General features: G+C 72.2%; 17 protein-coding genes and 1 pseudogene. 12 read left to right on the top strand and 6 right to left on the bottom strand.

Annotation, left to right across the window (positions count from 1 at the left end; translation table 11 throughout):
• The first annotated feature begins 375 nt into the window (after positions 1-375).
• The 5 genes from ACPYOM_RS02980 to ACPYOM_RS02960 all read left to right on the top strand — a co-directional run bounded on the left by ACPYOM_RS02980 (position 376) and on the right by ACPYOM_RS02960 (position 4,784).
• A complete protein-coding gene (locus ACPYOM_RS02980; RefSeq protein WP_481344832.1) occupies positions 376-939 on the top strand; it encodes a phosphoglycerate mutase family protein in 564 nt (187 codons plus the stop codon).
• Between the two features lie 587 nt (positions 940-1,526).
• Positions 1,527-1,817, top strand: coding sequence for an ANTAR domain-containing protein (locus tag ACPYOM_RS02975; protein WP_481344831.1), 291 nt, complete (start codon positions 1,527-1,529; stop codon positions 1,815-1,817).
• A 713-nt stretch (positions 1,818-2,530) separates the two neighbouring features.
• Positions 2,531-3,178 carry an SRPBCC family protein gene (locus ACPYOM_RS02970; RefSeq protein WP_481344830.1) on the top strand — a complete coding sequence of 216 codons (648 nt, stop codon included), beginning with the start codon at positions 2,531-2,533 and terminating at the stop codon, positions 3,176-3,178.
• Entirely contained in the window at positions 3,175-4,296 is a 1,122-nt protein-coding gene (locus ACPYOM_RS02965; RefSeq protein ID WP_481344829.1) for a phosphotransferase, read from the top strand. The genes ACPYOM_RS02970 and ACPYOM_RS02965 overlap by 4 nt, the downstream gene beginning before the upstream one ends.
• Positions 4,293-4,784 carry a GNAT family N-acetyltransferase gene (locus ACPYOM_RS02960; RefSeq protein ID WP_481344828.1) on the top strand — a complete coding sequence of 164 codons (492 nt, stop codon included), beginning with the start codon at positions 4,293-4,295 and terminating at the stop codon, positions 4,782-4,784. Before ACPYOM_RS02965 ends, ACPYOM_RS02960 begins: the two co-directional genes overlap by 4 nt.
• A 17-nt stretch (positions 4,785-4,801) precedes the next feature.
• On the opposite strand, the gene ACPYOM_RS02955 is transcribed toward ACPYOM_RS02960, so the two are convergent.
• The gene (locus tag ACPYOM_RS02955; RefSeq protein ID WP_481341365.1) at positions 4,802-6,028 is read right to left on the bottom strand and encodes an MFS transporter; all 1,227 of its coding nucleotides are present in this window, start codon (positions 6,026-6,028) and stop codon (positions 4,802-4,804) included.
• Positions 6,029-6,229: 201 nt separating this feature from the next.
• On the opposite strand from ACPYOM_RS02955, the gene ACPYOM_RS02950 reads away from it, so the two are divergent.
• The 4 genes from ACPYOM_RS02950 to ACPYOM_RS02935 all read left to right on the top strand — a co-directional run bounded on the left by ACPYOM_RS02950 (position 6,230) and on the right by ACPYOM_RS02935 (position 10,798).
• On the top strand, positions 6,230-7,669 hold the full coding sequence (locus ACPYOM_RS02950) for an NAD-dependent malic enzyme (protein ID WP_481341364.1): 1,440 nt from the start codon (positions 6,230-6,232) through the stop codon (positions 7,667-7,669).
• A 4-nt stretch (positions 7,670-7,673) separates the two neighbouring features.
• Positions 7,674-9,005, top strand: coding sequence for an MFS transporter (locus tag ACPYOM_RS02945; protein ID WP_481344827.1), 1,332 nt, complete (start codon positions 7,674-7,676; stop codon positions 9,003-9,005).
• 23 nt (positions 9,006-9,028) lie between these two features.
• The gene (locus tag ACPYOM_RS02940) at positions 9,029-9,391 is read left to right on the top strand and encodes a hypothetical protein (protein ID WP_481341362.1); all 363 of its coding nucleotides are present in this window, start codon (positions 9,029-9,031) and stop codon (positions 9,389-9,391) included.
• Between the two features lie 111 nt (positions 9,392-9,502).
• Positions 9,503-10,798, top strand: a complete 1,296-nt coding sequence (locus tag ACPYOM_RS02935; RefSeq protein ID WP_481341361.1) for an MFS transporter — start codon at positions 9,503-9,505, stop codon at positions 10,796-10,798.
• A 23-nt stretch (positions 10,799-10,821) separates the two neighbouring features.
• On the opposite strand, the gene ACPYOM_RS02930 is transcribed toward ACPYOM_RS02935, so the two are convergent.
• From ACPYOM_RS02930 to ACPYOM_RS02915, 4 genes and pseudogenes are all read right to left on the bottom strand, one after another.
• Positions 10,822-12,048, bottom strand: coding sequence for an MFS transporter (locus ACPYOM_RS02930; RefSeq protein ID WP_481344826.1), 1,227 nt, complete (start codon positions 12,046-12,048; stop codon positions 10,822-10,824).
• Positions 12,045-12,506, bottom strand: coding sequence for a MarR family winged helix-turn-helix transcriptional regulator (locus ACPYOM_RS02925; RefSeq protein ID WP_481341359.1), 462 nt, complete (start codon positions 12,504-12,506; stop codon positions 12,045-12,047). The genes ACPYOM_RS02930 and ACPYOM_RS02925 overlap by 4 nt, the downstream gene beginning before the upstream one ends.
• 153 nt (positions 12,507-12,659) lie before the next feature.
• Positions 12,660-12,856, bottom strand: a pseudogene (locus tag ACPYOM_RS02920) (LLM class flavin-dependent oxidoreductase); the annotation flags it as partial.
• A gap of 50 nt (positions 12,857-12,906) precedes the next feature.
• Positions 12,907-13,572, bottom strand: coding sequence for a TetR/AcrR family transcriptional regulator (locus ACPYOM_RS02915; RefSeq protein WP_481341358.1), 666 nt, complete (start codon positions 13,570-13,572; stop codon positions 12,907-12,909).
• Positions 13,573-13,685: 113 nt separating this feature from the next.
• Between ACPYOM_RS02915 and ACPYOM_RS02910 the strand changes: the two genes are divergently transcribed.
• Together ACPYOM_RS02910 and ACPYOM_RS02905 are read left to right on the top strand one after the other, a co-directional pair.
• On the top strand, positions 13,686-13,910 hold the full coding sequence (locus ACPYOM_RS02910; protein ID WP_481344825.1) for a hypothetical protein: 225 nt from the start codon (positions 13,686-13,688) through the stop codon (positions 13,908-13,910).
• Between the two features lie 7 nt (positions 13,911-13,917).
• Positions 13,918-15,414: an MFS transporter gene (locus tag ACPYOM_RS02905; RefSeq protein WP_481344824.1), complete on the top strand. Its 1,497-nt coding sequence runs from the start codon at positions 13,918-13,920 to the stop codon at positions 15,412-15,414.
• A gap of 149 nt (positions 15,415-15,563) precedes the next feature.
• On the opposite strand, the gene ACPYOM_RS02900 is transcribed toward ACPYOM_RS02905, so the two are convergent.
• Positions 15,564-16,082 carry an inorganic diphosphatase gene (locus tag ACPYOM_RS02900; RefSeq protein ID WP_481341355.1) on the bottom strand — a complete coding sequence of 173 codons (519 nt, stop codon included), beginning with the start codon at positions 16,080-16,082 and terminating at the stop codon, positions 15,564-15,566.
• 186 nt (positions 16,083-16,268) lie between these two features.
• Between ACPYOM_RS02900 and ACPYOM_RS02895 the strand changes: the two genes are divergently transcribed.
• Entirely contained in the window at positions 16,269-16,448 is a 180-nt protein-coding gene (locus tag ACPYOM_RS02895; RefSeq protein WP_481344823.1) for a hypothetical protein, read from the top strand.
• The last annotated feature ends 16 nt before the right edge of the window (positions 16,449-16,464 follow it).

Raw genomic sequence — 16,464 nt, 5'->3', positions numbered from 1 at the left:
CTCTGGACCGTGCTCCGAGAGGCCATCAGCGAGGAGGATCGGCCGAACTGTCGGCACCACGTGGTTCTGGCCGCGGTGCCCTGTCCCTCGACTGCCACGATCACCAGACCAACGCTAGCGCCAGCCAACGTGCAGCCCTCATCCGATCGCGCTCGGACAGGCGAACAACGGGCGCATCGAGTCCGGGCACACACGGATGGTCCGTGCGCTCAGACGGCTCGAGTCACTCCCACACGGCACTGCTGCGTTCTGGTGAGGGTTTGGGAACTCGCTCGACGAGTGCTTCCGAGTGATCACCAGTGTGATCAGGTGTGGCAGGTGGCGTCTCTGGAGCGGTCGCTCGAGCGGGTGTACGGCGGTGTCTAGGCTGAGCCGGTGCGCACCCTCGAAGTCGTTCGGCATTCGCTCACACGCAAGGGTGCGGACAAGAGCAAGGCGTCGCAGCTGTCCCCCGAGGGCGTGCGCATGGCTCGGCGGTTGGGCGCCCGTCTTGCTGAGCCGTCGTACGTGGCGGTGGGAGACCAGCCCCGGCATCTGGAGACAGCGATCGCCATGGGGTTCGCCGTCGACGAGCAGACGTCATGGCCCTCCGGATATGTCGACGGAGCGGTCAAGCATCACGACCAGTGGAGGTGGCCTGAACCCTTCGTTCGCTACGGCGAGCTCCTGGGGCGTGAGTCCCGGCTTGCACGAGTAGCAGAGGCCCACTTGGCGCACTGGCGGCGGATCCTCGATCACGTCCCCGAGGGTGGGTCTGGCCTGATCGTGTCCTCGGGCGGATCCATCGAACCGGTGCTCGTCGCCGCCTTTCCTGACGCCGATCATGCGTCGTGGGGTGGGGCGTTCCACCAGCTCGAGGGCGCCACCCTTGTTGCCGATGGCTCGGCGTTCACAGGCATCACTCTCCGCCGACGAGACGCCGGCACAGGTCCGATGTGAGCCGCCTGCGACCCGCCGGAAGGGACTCGTCTGAGACGAGCCATAGGAGCGTGAGTAGGCCGGATCGTCCGACGTGCGGATACAGCTCCACCTGTGGACGACTGGTAGGAACGGGAGAGTTGCTGAGCCGGGAGTTCACGCGCTCCCGACGAGTTTGGCCAGACGGACCCCAGCTGATGACGCCGACCAATCAACCGTCGCCGTAGCACAGATGGAATCGGATGCACCGGTCTCGCGCGGAGTGGAAGAGTCGGCAGCGTGAGTTGGCTGGACGCACACGCTGCTGCCACCCGGTGAGGTCCCGCAACCCGCGGACCCCTCGCAGCCCGCGCTTGTCCCCTCGCGCGTGGCGGGGTTACATGGTTGGTGCGCCTGTAAGGGGTCGCAGCGCCTGGGCTCCGGGCGATCGCGAGGAGGGCGCACCGCTCGGAGCCCTGTTCTCTGTCCACCCGACGTGCGCTCGGTCGAGCGATGCGGTGGGACCGCCCTTCTTACCCGTGTGCAAGCGCGTGCAGCCGCGTACAGTCAAGGAGATGGAAGCGGTGCAGCCACACGCCGCCACGACCTATCGGCTCCAAAGGACCACAGTGGGCGACAACGCCGTCGTACCGAGCCACATCTGGGGAGAGGCCGGACCAGATCCGGCCGGCCTCGCGGCCCAGCTCGCGGCGGAACGCAGGGAGTCCGAGAACCTGCGCCTGGCCCTCCGGAACAGCCGGACGATCGGCATGGCCATGGGCATCGTCATCGAGCGCGAGAAGTGCACTCCCGACTGCGCCTTCGCCATCCTGCGCCGGATCAGCCAGCACGAGAACCGCAAGCTCCACCTGGTCGCCGCGGAGGTCGTCGCCACCGGGGTGATCCCCGAGCACGGCTGAACCCGTCGGGAGCAGCGACACCGGTGTCCGCCGACCTGTGGAGTTGGCCGATTCCGAGGACACCGGCCTCGACGCCTGCCAGCGTGGGATGCGGTTCTATCGACCGGTCGAGTCCGCGGCGGTGGTGTGTTGAGCATCCAGCGCGCGCCGCCGGGCTCGGCATCGACCGCCCTACGGACGCCGGAGGGCAAGAGACCTGCGCGCATCGGCTGCAGTCTCCCGAGCCGATGAGTCCCCGCCGCCCGGGCAGCGCGGCGGGGACTCGTCACTCCACGCGACGGCCACGCGGCATCGGCCGGGCAGATTGATGGGGCTCCCGCACGTGGGAGGCGGCGGGAGCCCCGAGCGCGCCTGGGAGGTGCGCAGGGCGGAGGGCCGTCGCCGGGCAGGGGTTCCCGGCGCGACCCTCCGTTGGCGCCCATGGTGTCAAAGGGTGGTGTCGTCGCGTGGGGAAATCGGCAAACCCCGGGCCGTATGACCGATGCCACCGGCCCGGACCCCGGACCGCGGGGCCGGCCGGCGGCGCTCGTCTCGGATCGGGCTGCCGAAGAAGTTGTCGATCTCGCGCAGAAAACGTGTCATGAACGGCGAGCCCGGTCGTCTCACAGGAGACGGCGGCGCGCCCCCGAACGCGCCGCCGTCGCCCGGGGCTTCGGACGGTCGTGGAGGGAACGTCCGAAGCCCCACCCCCGGTCGACGGGACCGGGGAGAGGGTGGCACGTCAGCCCGCCGAGGGGGCGGGCGACGGGCCGCTCCCCGAGGGGCGGGACGTCGTCGGGGACGCAGCAGCCGGTCAGGGCCTGGTGCGTCCCCGACGCCACACCATCGCGTGCGAGGCTGGACCCGTGCGCCCGTTCCGCTTCCACCACACGTGGCACGTGCCGGCCGACGCCGCGACGACGTTCGCGGCACTCGCCGACGTCGACGCCTACCCGCGCTGGTGGCCCCAGGTCCGAGCCGTGGCGCGCATCGACGCCGACAGCGGCCATGCCTACGTGCGCAGCCTCCTGCCCTACACGCTCGACCTCGTCCTGACCCGCGAGGTCGAGGACGCCGACGCCGGGCTGCTGCGCGTGCGCATCGACGGGGACCTCGAGGGGTGGAGCCAGTTCCGCCTCGAGCCGGGGACTCCTGTCGGCCCTGACCGCACGGCGGTGGCGCCGCGCCCCGTACCGCTCACCCGCGCCTCGTACTCGCAGGAGGCGACGGTCACCACGCGCGGGCTCGATCGGCTCGCGCCGGTGGCGGCCCCGGTGCTGCGGCTCAACCACGCCTTGATGATGCGTGCGGGCGAGCGCGGCCTGGCCGCCTGGGTCCGCGACGCCGCCGACGCTGCCGACCCCGGCACGGTGTCCCGGTGACCGATCCGACCCCCGACCTCGTCGCCGAGACGCTCGAGGTGGCCGGTCGCCTGCTCGGGGCCGCTCTCGCGGCCGACGGCGACATCTTCCCGGGCAGCCGCCGCACCCTCGTGGTCCGGGCCCGTGAGGCGTCCGGTCGTCGGGTCGTCGTCAAGCGCTACCTCACCGACCAGGTGGAGGCACCTTATGCCCGAGAGGCCGCCGCGCTCGCGGCGCTGACCACCGTGCCGGGGGCGCCGGCGCCGCGGCTGCTGGCCGAGTGTGGTGACCCGCGGGTCGTCGTGCTGTCCGACCTCGGCGACGCGCCGCACCTGGCCTCGCACCTGCTCGGGTCCGACGCCCACGCGGCCGCGGCCTCGCTCGCCGACTGGGCCGAGGGGCTCGCCCGTCTCCACGTCGCCGGCCGCGGCCTGAGGGACGCCTTCGTCGACGGTGTGCGAGCACGGGCGGGTGACTCCGTGGTCGTCGACTACCTCCCCGCCCACCTCGCGGGGGCCGCCCGGGCGTGGCCGGGGCTCGCGCGGGCGCTGGGCGTCGAGGTGCCCGACGACGCGTGGCAGGTGCTGCGCGAAGTGCCGTCACGCTTTCGCGTCGACGCCGCCAGCCTGTCGGCGGCCGACATGTGCCCCGACAACAACCTCCTCGACGACGCCGGCGTGCGCCTGCTCGACTTCGAGTTCGCGATCTGGCGGCCCGTCGCGTGGGACGTCGCCTACCTGCACGTCCCGTGGCCGACGTGCTGGTGCGCGTGGTCCCTCGACGCGTCCGCCGCGGATGCCGCGCTCGACCGGTGGCGCGGCGTCGCGGCGACGGCCTGGCCCGGCGTCGCGACGCCTGCCTTCGACGTCGACCTCGCCCTCGCGCGGGAGGCGTGGGCGTGGCTCGCCGGGTCGTGGTGCGTCGCCGAGGTCGTCGAGGGCCGCCGCCGGACGCCCAACCCCGCCAAGCCGATGCCGCGGATGCCCGACCGGAGCCTGCGCCTGCTGCGAACCGCAGCCGAGGGGGTGGCGCTGCCCGAGCTCGCCGACGTCGCGCGTCGGCTCGCGGACGCCGTCGCCGACGCGCACGGGGCGGTCGCGGTGCCCCTTGCCCCGGCCTTCGCGGCGGGGGCCTCGTGAGCGGGCGGGCCGACGGCTGGACGACGCGTCGGGCCGGTCGAGGCGACATCGAGGCGGTCCTCGACCTGCGAGCCCTCATGTTCTCGGCCATGGGCGTACCCGGTGTCGGTGACCCCGGGTGGCGCGCTGCGGCCCGCGAGTGGTTCGAGGCCGAGATCGAGGGGCCGCGCTGCTGCGTCGTCGTGGCCGTCGACGCGGCCGGGCGGGTCGGGGCCGGCGCCATGGGCGGGCTGCGCCTCGAGGTCCCGTCGCCGGTCAACCCGAACGGTGTGTGGGGACTGGTCAACAACGTCGCGACGCACCCCGACGCGCGGCGCCGCGGACTCGCCCGCGCGTGCGTGGAAGGCGTGCTCGCGTGGCTCCGGGACGACACCGAGGCCTGCGTCGTCGAGCTCTTCGCGACAGGGGAGGGCGCCGGTCTCTACACCGAGCTGGGCTTCGCCCCGACGGCGTGGCCGGCGATGCGCCTGCGCATCGACCGGGGCTGACCTCGCCGGGTCAGGGCTCAGGCCGGCGTCAGGGCCCGCGTCAGGGCACGCGTCAGGACTCGGTGGGCACCCCAGGCGAGCAGCACCGCGAGGCCGCCGGCGACGACGGTGACGGCGTAGGCCGGGGTGTGGCCGCCCCAGTCGGCGAGGCGGCCGGCCACGGCCGCACCGATGGCGTACCCGAGCCCCGTGGCCGCGGCCAGCGCGGTCATCGCGGCACCTGTGCGCGAGGCTGGTGCGACGCGCTCGGCGAGGGTGAAGGTCGTGATCATGTACGGCGCGACCGTGAACCCCAGGACGACGAGCACCGGCGCGAGCCCGGCGAGCGAGCCGACCGCGAGCAGTGGCACCGACAGCGCGAGGAGGCCGCCGGCGAACCAGCGCAGCCGTCGGGGCAGGCCGACGCGCGGTGGGAGCATCGCCACGGCCAGCCCGGCGACGACGCTGCCGACGCCGAGCAGCGCGTGGAGGTAGCCGGTGAGCCCGGGCGACCCGGCAGCCGTCGCCAGCACCGACGTGCCGGTCTGCACCGAGCCGAACACCGACCCGATGAGCAGCTGTGCGACACCGAGGACGACGAGGGCCGGAGTCAGCAGGCGGCCGCCCGCCGCGTCGGCGCGGGCGGTCGTGCGGTGGGTGACCACCGCGGTCTCGTGCAGGGCGAACCACGTGCCGAACACGGCCAGGGCGACCGCGGCGAAGGCCAGGGCGGCCGTCGGGCTCGCGACCGAGACACCGAGACCGACGATGGCCGGACCGAGGACGAACGACGCCTCGTCGGCGGCTCCCTCGTAGGAGAACGCGGCATCGACCAGACGCGGCTGGTGCCCGCCGGCCGATGCCGTGATCGGCCGCCAGCGGACCCGTGCGAGCGGACCGACCTGCGGCAGAAGCAGGCCCGCGACGCCGCTGACGAAGGCGGCCACGCCCCAAGGCAGCCCGGTCTCGACGACGACGAGGACGGCACCCACCGCGGCCGCACCGGCGAGCGACTGTGTGGCGACGACCCGACGCTGCCCGAGGCGGTCGGCGCGGGCACCCCAGAACGGCGCACCGACGGCGTTGGCGACGGCGAGCGCTCCGGCGCAGAAGCCGCCCGCACCGTAGCTGCCGGTGGCCCCGGCGACGAGCAGGAGGGTGCCGAGCTGGGCCATGGCCAGCGGCAGCCGGGCGAGGAAGGCGACGACGATGTACGTGGCGCCGGTGAGGCCGAACAGGCGTCGGTACGACTCGATGGGTGACACAGGGCGACTCCGGTGGTGGGCGCGCGGGTAGCGCGCAGCGGGTGCGCGACCTACCCGCCCATCAGGCCGCGCGGAGTCCCTGAGCAGCCTCCAGTGTACGGGCGCGGGCGAGGGTGGCCGGACGCCGCCCGGGGACCCCCGTTACTGGCCGGTCCTCGGACGGTGGTGAAGCGGCTTCTCGGATCGTGGGACGATTGGCCGGTGACTGAGTCGATCCAACGTGCCCGCGCCACCACCGCCTCCTACTCGATCACCATGCGAATCCACACCGGCACCGACCCGGCCGTCATCGGCACGCTGGCGGTCAAGGTGGCCGAGAGCGGCGGCATCACCACCGCCCTCGACATCGTCGACTCGCACCCGGACCGGCTCGTCATCGACCTCACGTGCTCCGCGAGCAACGCCGAGCACTCGACCGAGATCGTCGCCGCCGTCGAGACGCTCGAGGGTGTGCGGGTGCACAAGGTCTCCGACCGCGTCTTCCTGCTCCACCTCGGGGGCAAGATCTCCGTCGAGTCCAAGGTGAACCTGCGCAACCGCCAGGACCTCGCGATGGCCTACACCCCCGGCGTCGGCCGCGTCAGCCAGGCGCTCGCCGACCACCCCGAGGACGTGCCCAAGCTGACGATCAAGGGCAACTCGGTCGCCGTCGTCACCGACGGGTCAGCGGTGCTGGGCCTCGGCAACATCGGCCCGATGGCCGCGCTGCCGGTCATGGAGGGCAAGGCCGCGCTGTTCAAGCGCTTCGCCGACATCGACGCGTGGCCCATCTGCATCGACACGACCGACGTCGACGAGATCGTGCGCACCGTCGAGCTCATCGCACCCGGCTTCGGCGGCATCAACCTCGAGGACATCGCCGCGCCGCGCTGCTTCGAGATCGAGGCCAAGCTGCGCGAGCGGCTCGCGATCCCCGTCTTCCACGACGACCAGCACGGCACGGCCATCGTCGTGCTCGCGGCGCTCAAGAACGCGCTTCGCATCATCGACAAGAAGCTGCCCGACGCCCGCATCCTCGTCTCGGGTGGTGGCGCCGCCGGCTCGGCCATCGTCCAGCTGCTCCTCGCCGCCGGGGCCACCGACGTGACCGTGAGCGACCGGCCGGGCCTGCTCAACAAGGCCGACGAGTCGCTGACGCCGGCGTGGCGCGAGCTCGCCGAGAAGACCAACCCGCGCGGCCTCACCGGCACGCTCCGCGACGGCCTGCAGGGCGCCGACGTCTTCATCGGCGTGAGCGCGCCGCGCATCCTGCACCCCGAGTGGATCGACGAGATGGCCGACAAGCGCATCGTGTTCGCGCTCGCCAACCCCGACCCCGAGGTCGACATCCACGAGGCGACGCAGCGCGCCACGGTCGTGGCCTCGGGCCGCAGCGACTACCCGAACCAGATCAACAACGTCCTCGCCTTCCCCGGCGTCTTCCGGGGCCTGCTCGACGCGCGCGCCACCGACGTCACCACCGAGATGCTCATCAAGGCCGCAGACGCCATCGCCTCGGTCGTCACCGACGAGCAGCTCAACCCGAACTACATCATCCCGAGCGTCTTCCAGCCGGACATGAGCAAGACGGTCGCCAAGGCGATCGTCGACTGCGTCCCCAAGGCGCCGGCGGCGTCGATCCCGATGACGGGAGCCAGCTGACGGCATGAGCGGCACGCCCCCCTCCGGTCTCCGGTTCCCGCTCGACGGGCGTCGCGCCTGGGCGGTGTGGGCGGCTGCCATCGCGGTCTACGTCCTCGCCGTCTTCCACCGGACCTCGCTCGGTGTGGCCGGCCTCGAGGCCGCGCACCGGTTCGGCGTCAGCAGCTCGCAGCTGTCGACCTTCACGATCCTGCAGGTGCTCGTCTACGCGGCGATGCAGCTGCCGGTCGGGGCGCTGCTCGACCGGTTCGGCTCGAAGCGGCTCCTCGCCGTCGGGCTGACGATGCTCACGGGCGCCCAGCTCGGCTTCGCCTTCGTCCACTCCTTCCCGGCCGCGCTCGCGTGCCGGGTGCTGCTCGGCATGGGCGACGCCATGGTCTTCATCTCGGTGCTGCGCCTCGTCGCCGTGTGGTTCTCCTCGCGGCGCACGCCGATGGTCACCCAGCTGACTGGCCTGTTCGGCCAGCTGGGTGCGCTCGCCGCCGCCGGGCCGCTCGCGGCCGCCCTCGACCGCTTCGGGTGGACGCCCTCGTACACCGTCGCGGCGTCCATCGGCGTCCTGACCGGCATCGCCCTCGTCGTGCTCGTGCGCGACTCGCCGTACGCCGACCACCACCGCGAGGACCTGCGGATGCGCGCCCTGGCCAGGGCGCTCCGCGAGGCCTGGCTCGTCCCCGGCACCCGCCTCGGCCTGTGGTCGCACTTCACCGCGCAGTTCGCGGCGAACATGTTCACGATGCTGTGGGGCTTCCCGTTCCTCGTTGCCGGAGAAGGGCTCTCGCCCGGGACCGCCAGCACGCTGCTCATGGTCATGGTCGCAACGACCATGACCACCAGCCCACTCGTCGGCTCGCTGACGATGCGGTACCCGTTCTCGCGCAGCACCCTCGTCCTGTGCATCGTCGGCGGCGCCGTGGCGGCCTGGACCGCCGTCCTGCTCTGGCCCGGTCCCGCGCCGCTCTGGCTCCTCGTGCTCCTCGTCGTGGTCATCGCCGTCGGCGGGCCGGGGTCGATGATCGGCTTCGACCTCGCGCGCACCTTCAACCCGCCGACCCGCCTCGGCAGCGCGTCCGGCATCGTCAACACCGGCGGTTTCGTCGCCACCCTGACCGCGGTCGCGCTCGTCGGCGTCGTCCTCGACCGCGTGGCACCGGCCGGCCCCTCGACCTGGGACCTCGACGCCTTCCGCGCCGCCATGGCGGTCCAGTACCCCGTGTGGGCGCTCGGTGTCGTCCAGGTGCTGCGCTACCGGCACCGGGCCCGCCGCGCGGCGCTCGAGTCCGACCCCGAGGCGTACGCCGCGATGCGCGCCGGTCGGTCGGTCACCTTCCACTGACCTGCCGCCGGAAGGAGGCTGTGATGGCGACGTGGTCCGACGTGGACGAGCTGGCCGGACGGCTGCCCGGCGCCGAGCCCATCCGGACCCGCGAGGGCGAACCCGCCTGGTACGCCGGCCGCCACCCGTTCGCCCGGCTGCGTCGGGACGACGCGGGTCGCGAGCTGGTCCAGGTGTGGACCGGCGAGATGGACACCGAGCCTGCCCTGGCGGCCCGACGCGACACCTTCGTGCGCGTCGACACGTTCCGGTTCCGCGTCACGATGTGGGCCCGGCTCGACCGCCTCGACCGGGCCGAGCTGGCCGAGCTGCTCCTCGACTCCTACGACGTGCGCGGCGGACCCCGACGCCGGGGCGCCACCGGGCTGGCCGACCTGCTGCGCTGAGGGCCGCGGAGGCGCCGTACGACGACGCTCAGGGTTTTCCCAGACGCCAGGTATGTGGTCGAAGACGGCACGACGGAGACCCCGCCGTCCCTCGACCACAGGGAGGACCAGATGGCTGCCCACGCACCGACCCGCACGCGACTCACGTCGGACCAGCGCAACTCGTTCGTCGCCGCCTACCTCGGGTGGGCGATGGACGCGTTCGACTACTTCCTCGTCGTCCTCATCTACGCCGACATCGCGAAGGACTTCCACAAGTCCCTGCCCGAGATGGCCTTCATCACCACGATGACCCTCGTCATGCGTCCCGTCGGCGCGTTCGTCTTCGGCTTCTGGGCCGACCGACGCGGCCGCCGCGTCCCGCTCATGACGTGCGTCGCCTTCTACAGCGTCGTGGGGTTCGTGTGCGCCTTCGCGCCGAACTTCGGCGTCCTCATGGTGCTGCGGATGCTGTACGGCATCGGCATGGGCGGTGAGTGGGGACTGGGTGCGGCGCTCGCCATGGAGAAGCTGCCGACCGACCGCCGGGGGTTCTTCTCGGGCATCCTCCAGGGCGGCTACTCGATGGGGTACCTGCTCGCCTCGCTCGCCTTCCTCGTCGTCAACACGTGGCTCGGCCTGTCGTGGCGCTGGATGTTCGCGCTGTCCATCATCCCGGCCGCGATCACGTTCATCATCCGCTCGCGCGTCGTGGAGTCGGAGGTGTGGCGCGGTGCCGACGAGCGCATCCGGCAGACGAGCACGTCGGTGCGCCAGCTGCTCGCGAACCGGGCCATCTGGCGTCGGTTCGTCTTCCTCGTGCTGCTCATGACGGCGTTCAACTGGATGAGCCACGGCACGCAGGACGTCTACCCGACCTTCCTCAAGGCGACCGACGAGGGCGGCGCGGCGCTCGCGAAGAGCACCGCGTCGTGGATCGCCGTCATCTACAACGTCGGCGCCATCGCGGGTGGCGTCGTCGCCGGGACGCTGTCCGAGCGGTACGGGCGCAAGGTCGTCATCATCGTGTGCGCCGTGCTCGGCCTGCCGATCGTCCCGCTCTTCGCGTACTCGCACACGGCCGGCATGCTCGCGCTCGGCTCGTTCCTCATGCAGGTGATGGTCCAGGGCGCCTGGGGCGTCATCCCGGCGCACCTGACCGAGCTGTCGCCGGACGAGATCCGCGGGTTCTACCCGGGCGTCACCTACCAGCTCGGCAACTGCCTCGCGGCCTTCAACCTGCCGATCCAGGAGGCGCTCGCGACCTCGCACGGGTACCCGTTCGCCCTCGCCGTGACGATCGTGCCGGTGTTCGTCGCGGTCATCGTGCTCACGGCACTCGGCAAGGAGCGCCGCGGCGTCCGGTTCGGCACCAGGGAGACGAGTCTCCTCGAGTCCGGCGCCGCCAGTCTCGCGGCGGCCCGGTAGCGGTCCCCGCCGCCACGTGTCGCTCAGGCGTCACCGATGGTGAGGGCCTGTGCCTCCGTCTGGGACGTCACCGGCTCGGCGCCGTGGCCGGGCGCCTCGTCGAGGGTGCCGATGATCCGGCGGGCCGTCGACAGCACGAGGACGGCGAGGACCACGGCCACCGAGCCGACCCAGAACGGCAGGTGGATCGACCGCTCGCCGAGGGTGCCGGCCAGCCACGGGGCGACGGCGCCGCCGCTGAAACGCACGAAGCTGTAGGCCGCCGAGGCGACGCCGCGCTCGACCGGGGCCACCTTCATGACGGTCTCCGTGATGAGCGTGTTGTTCACGCCGAGGAAGGCGCCGGCGAGGACGACACCGACGACCAGGACGGTCCGGTTGCTCGTCGCCACCGCCATGACGGCGAGGATCACGGCGAAGCCGAGCAGCGCGCCGACGATTCCCGTCATGGTGCCGAAGCGTCGCTGGATCATCGGCGCGACGAAGACCGACGTGATGGCGAGCAGCAGGCCCCAGCCGAAGAAGATGAAGCCGATCTCGTGGGCGCCCATCGCGAGCGGGAACGGCGTGAAGGCGAGCAGCGTGAAGAAGCCGAAGTTGTAGAGGAGCGCGGTGAGACCGACGGTCAGCAGGCCGCGGTGGCCGAGGGCCCGCAGCGGCGCGGTGATCGACGTGGCGCGTCCCGCTGCTGGTGTCGCCGGCAGCGTCGTGACGGTGGCGAGGAAGGCCACCGCCATGAGGATCGCGACGCCGTAGAACGGCCAACGCCACGAGATGCCCCCGAGCCAGCCGCCGAGCAGCGGGCCCGTGGCGATGCCGACGCCGAGGGCGGCCTCGTAGAGGATGATCGCCTGCTTGACCGAACCCGATGCCGCGTTGACGATCGTCGCGAGCGCGGTGGCGATGAACAGCGCGTTGCCGAGCCCCCACAGCGCGCGGAAGGCGACGATGCCACCGACGGTGTCCTGGCTGCCGGCGAGGGCCGAGCCGACGATGATGAGCGCGAGGCCGAGCAGCAGCGTCCGCTTGGCGCCCACCCGGCTGCTGACCCAGCCGGTGCCGAGCATGGCGACGCCCATGACGGCGAGGTAGCTGGTGAACAGGAGCGAGACCTGCGAGGGCCCGGCGCCGAGCTCGTCGGCGATGGGCTTGAGGATGGGGTCGACGAGGCCGATGCCCATGAAGGAGATCACGCAGGCGAAGGCGATCGACCAGACGGTCTTGGGTTGGCGCCACATGGCGGTGGTCATCCGTCCTCTCGGGTGGGGTGGGTGTCGGTGGCGGCCGCAGCGGCGGCCAGCAGCTCGTCCATGACGTCGATGGCGACGCGGACGCGGTCCAGGGCGGGGCCGTCGAGCTGGTCGAGGGCAGGGGACAGGACGGCCAGCCTGGCGCGGCGCACGCTCTCGAGGGCCCCACGGCCCTCCTCGCTGAGGGAGACGACCGTGGCTCGGGCGTCGCCGGGGTCGGGGGTGCGGTGCACCCACCCCGACGCCTCGAGGCGCTGCAGCTGGCTCGTGATCGTCGGCTGGCTGCTGTGGTCGGCGGCGGCGAGGGCGCTGACCCGCGAGGGTCCGAGCTCGTCGAGGAGCGCGAGCAGGCGGGCCTGCGCGAAGGGCACGTCGAACGACGCGTGCCGGCTGGCCCAGCGCGAGAGCCGGGCGGCCGAGCGCAGCAGGTCGTTGCCCAGCGAGGTCGGTTCGGTCACCCGGACCAAGTTACATAGATAACCTATGCAAATCAAGCCGGGTTGGTGACACCGGCCGACGATGGGTCGGGTGCCCTCAGGACAGCTGTGAGACGACCGTGGCTGCGACCTCGGACAGGTGGTCGAGGTCCGCGAGGTCGAGGACCTGCAGGTGGAGATGACCGCGAGCTGCTCCTCGAGCCGGTCGAAGCGCTTGCCGACGGGCGGAAGGGGATGCCCTAGGCGGTGTGCTCGGCCTCGAACCACCCGGCGCCCAGGCCGAGCTCGACGCGTCCGCCGCTCATCTGGTCCACGCCGGCGACCTGTACGGACAGCGGCCCGGGCAGGCGGAAGGTGGCCGACGTGACGAGCGGGGCTCGGAGGTTGCGCAGGTCGAGGCCCATGACCCTGCAATCACCGGTCAGTCGCGAACGATCCCGTCGACGATGACCTCGAGCATCGGGCGGACGTCGAGGTCGGCGTGGCTCGTGTCGGCGACGCTCGCGACCCCGCTCACGAGCCGCATGACGTTCGCGGCGTCAACGCCGTCGCGCAGCTCGCCGCGCTCGCGCAGGAAGTCGACGACGCGTCCGTTGGCCTCGCCCATGACGCGGCACTTGCGGTACATCGGCGACCGGGGGTCGTCCATGGCGGCACAGATCTTGCTCGCGGCGCCTCGATGCAACGTGATGTGGTCGATGAAGTGCTCGAACCAGCCGAGCAGCATCTCGTGGGCAGGGGCACCCGTGGCGATCGCGCGGTCCGCATCCGCGGCGACGCGGTCGGTCCAGTCCTGCATGAGGGCGTCGACGAGCGCGTCCCGGTTGGGGAAATGGCGGTAGAGCGTGCCCGGACCGACGCCGGCACGCTTGGCGATCTCGTCGAGGGAGCAGTCGGTCCCGCGCTCGGTGAAGACGATGCGGGCCGTCGCGAGGATCTTGTCGTAGTTGCGACGGGCGTCGGCGCGCTTCGGGCGGACGGGTTTCGCGCGGGTCTCGGGCGTGGTCGTCGTGTCCGGATCGGGCTGGGCCCCAATGGAGCCCGGCGACGGAGCGAGCGTCGCCTGACCGGTGTCGGCAGGCGTCACGGGAAAACCCCCTTGCGAAAACGGAGACTGTCTCCGTATTGTGGGTCGAGCAGAACCGGAGTGGTTCTCCGCTAATAGTAGCGCCGACTGACGTCCCAGAGGAGTCCGGCCGCATGACGACCACGATCCGACCCACCCGCCAGGCCCTGCGCCTGCACCAGTCCCACCTCGCGACGACGCACCGAGCCCCGCTCGTGACGCGCAGCGAGGGCAGGGAGGGCAGCGTCCGTACCCGCGCCACGGCCTTCACGCCGCTGCGCCGCGACCCGCTCAGCATCGAGCGCCACCCGTCCTTCCACCCGTCCTCCCACCCGTCCTCCCACCCCGACGAAGCCTGAGGTCCTGATGTCGACCGTCACCAACACCACACCCCCGACCACGACACCCACGACACCCACGACACCCGCCGCCCCAGCAGCGGGCACGGCGGCCCGGCGTGCCTCCATCGGCATCGGCATCGTGCTCGTCGCGCAGCTGATGCTCGTGCTCGACGCCACCGTCGTCAACGTGGCGCTTCCGCACATCGCGACCGACCTGGGCTTCACGCCGGCGGGCCTGTCGTGGGTGCTCAACGCGTACACGCTCGCCTTCGGCGGCCTGCTCCTGCTCGGTGGACGCCTCGGCGACATCCTCGGGCGCCTGCGCACCTTCGAGATCGGCCTGGCGGTCTTCACCGTGGCGAGCCTCCTCGGGGGCCTGGCCACGACGCCGGGCTGGCTCATCGCCGCGCGGACGCTGCAGGGCGTCGGCGCCGCCTTCGCCGCCCCCGGCGTCCTCGCCCTCGTCACGACGAGCGCCCCGGACGAGGCCGCCCGCAACCGCGGCCTGGCCCTGTTCACCGCCGTGTCGTCGGCGGGGGCGTCGATCGGCCTGCTGCTCGGCGGCGTCCTCACCGACTTCGTCAGCTGGCACTGGACCCTGTTCGTCAACGTGCCGATCGGCGCCGTCGTCCTCGTCCTGGCCCGCCGGTTCGTCACCGAGACCCCGCGGGTCCGGGGCCGCTTCGACGTCGTCGGTGCCGTCACCGCCACGCTCGGCTCGGTGGCCGTCGTCAACGGGTTCATCAGCGCCCCGGACCACGGCTGGACCTCGCCGCTGACGCTCGGCTCCTTCGCCCTCGGGCTCGCGCTGCTCGCCCTCTTCGTCCGGACCGAGCGACGCGTCGCGAACCCGCTGCTCCCGCTCGGGCTCGTCCGTTCGCGCTCGCGGGCCGGGGCGCTCGTGCTCATGGCTCTCGTCGTGGGCGCGCAGTTCTCGACGTTCTTCCTCGTGACGCAGTACCTGCAGCTCGTCCTCGGCTTCAGCCCGGTGGCGACGGGTGCGGCGTTCCTGCCCCTGAGCCTCGCGATCTTCGCGACGTCGCGGGTCAGCGCCCGGCTCGTGGCCAGGGTCGGTCCGAGGCCGCTCATGCTCGTCGGCACCATCGGCCTGACGGCCAGCTTCGTGTGGCTGAGCGGGATCTCGGAGTCGAGCACGTACGCCGCGCACCTGCTCGGCGCCCTCGTGCTCAACGGCGTCTCGGCGGCCCTGGTCTTCATGCCGGTGACCGTCGTCGTCCTCGGCGGTGTCGACCGCGCCCAGGCCGGCACCGTCTCGGGTCTGCTGCAGACCGCGCAGCAGCTCGGCGGGGCCGTCGGCCTCGCGGCCATCGTCAGCGTCTACGCCTCGCAGGCCGTCCCCGGACGCTTCGTCCCCGGGGTCGAGCCCGCGTTCTTCACCTCGGCGGCCTTCACGCTCGTCGCGCTGCTCGTCGCCGCTGTCCTGCTGCGGACGCGTCGGGCTCCGGAGCCGTCGCGCGAGACGGTGGCCGTCGCGGTAGCCGACCGCGCCGAGACCGCCTGACGGACGCCCGGCCTCGGCGGCTCGAGGCGCCCGACATGGCCGACCCCCGGTCCCTCCAGCGAGGTGACCGGGGGTCGCGCGGTGGCCGCGGGTCGAGCCTGCGGCTCAGTGGCGTCGAGCCTGCGGCTCAGTGGCGTCGAGCCTGCGGCTCAGTGGCCCTGCGGCATGGCCCAGCGGGCCGTCGAGACGCCCTGCTCCTTGGCGCGCTCCAGGGCCTCCGTGATGATCTTCTCGGCGTCCGCGCGGTTGCCCCAGTCCGAGGCCTCGACGTGCTTGCCCGGCTCGAGGTCCTTGTAGCGCTCGAAGAAGTGCTGGATCTCCTTGAGCGTGAACTCGTTGACGTCCTCGATGTCCTGGAGGTGGGCGTTGCGGGGGTCGACCGGCACGCAGAGCACCTTGTCGTCGCCGCCGGCCTCGTCGGTCATGTGGAAGATGCCGATCGGGCGGGCCTCGACGACGACGCCGGGGAACAGCGGCTCGGGCAGCAGCACGAGGGCGTCGAGCGGGTCGCCGTCCTCGCCGAGCGAGTCCTCGATGTAGCCGTAGTCGGCCGGGTAGGCCATGGGCGTGAAGAGGTAGCGGTCGAGGCGGACGCGGCCCGTCTCGTGGTCGATCTCGTACTTGTTGCGCTGTCCGCGCGGGATCTCGATGGTGACGTCGAACTCCACGTCTTCCCCTTCACACGGTGGTGGGCGGCCGGACCGCACCGGCTGGCGCGGGAGCCGCGGTGCCGGCGTGGGAGCCGGCGGCTGACAGAATCTTCCGCGACAGTCTGGCAGCAACAGCGGCCCGCGCGCGAAACCGGTGACCCGCGCGAGACGGGCACTCGGGACGAGGCACGAGAAGGGGTGGGCGTGATCCGCGGGATGACCTACACGATGGCCGCGATCTGCTCGGCCGTCGCCATCGTCCTCGGCTACGCGGTGCTCGACGTCGCCGGCGCCGCACCCGGCATCCTCACGACCGCGCCCGTGCCGCCCCCGCCGCCGACCGAGACTCCCGGTACCCGCACCCTGTCTCTTATACACATCTGACGCTGCCGACGACGGA

The organism is Monashia sp. HAY1-2A (assembly GCF_056755315.1).
Note: the sequence above shows the minus strand (reverse complement) of the source record. Positions and strands in the feature narration are given on the sequence as shown.

Excerpts from the sequence above, each read along its gene's own strand:
- ACPYOM_RS02910 (WP_481344825.1), top strand. The coding sequence starts at position 13,686 with ATGACGACCACGATCCGACCCACCCGCCAGGCCCTGCGCCTGCACCAG.
- ACPYOM_RS02905 (WP_481344824.1), top strand. The coding sequence starts at position 13,918 with ATGTCGACCGTCACCAACACCACACCCCCGACCACGACACCCACGACA.
- ACPYOM_RS02935 (WP_481341361.1), top strand. The coding sequence starts at position 9,503 with ATGGCTGCCCACGCACCGACCCGCACGCGACTCACGTCGGACCAGCGC.
- ACPYOM_RS02940 (WP_481341362.1), top strand. The coding sequence starts at position 9,029 with ATGGCGACGTGGTCCGACGTGGACGAGCTGGCCGGACGGCTGCCCGGC.
- ACPYOM_RS02945 (WP_481344827.1), top strand. The coding sequence starts at position 7,674 with ATGAGCGGCACGCCCCCCTCCGGTCTCCGGTTCCCGCTCGACGGGCGT.
- ACPYOM_RS02930 (WP_481344826.1), bottom strand. The coding sequence starts at position 12,048 with ATGACCACCGCCATGTGGCGCCAACCCAAGACCGTCTGGTCGATCGCC.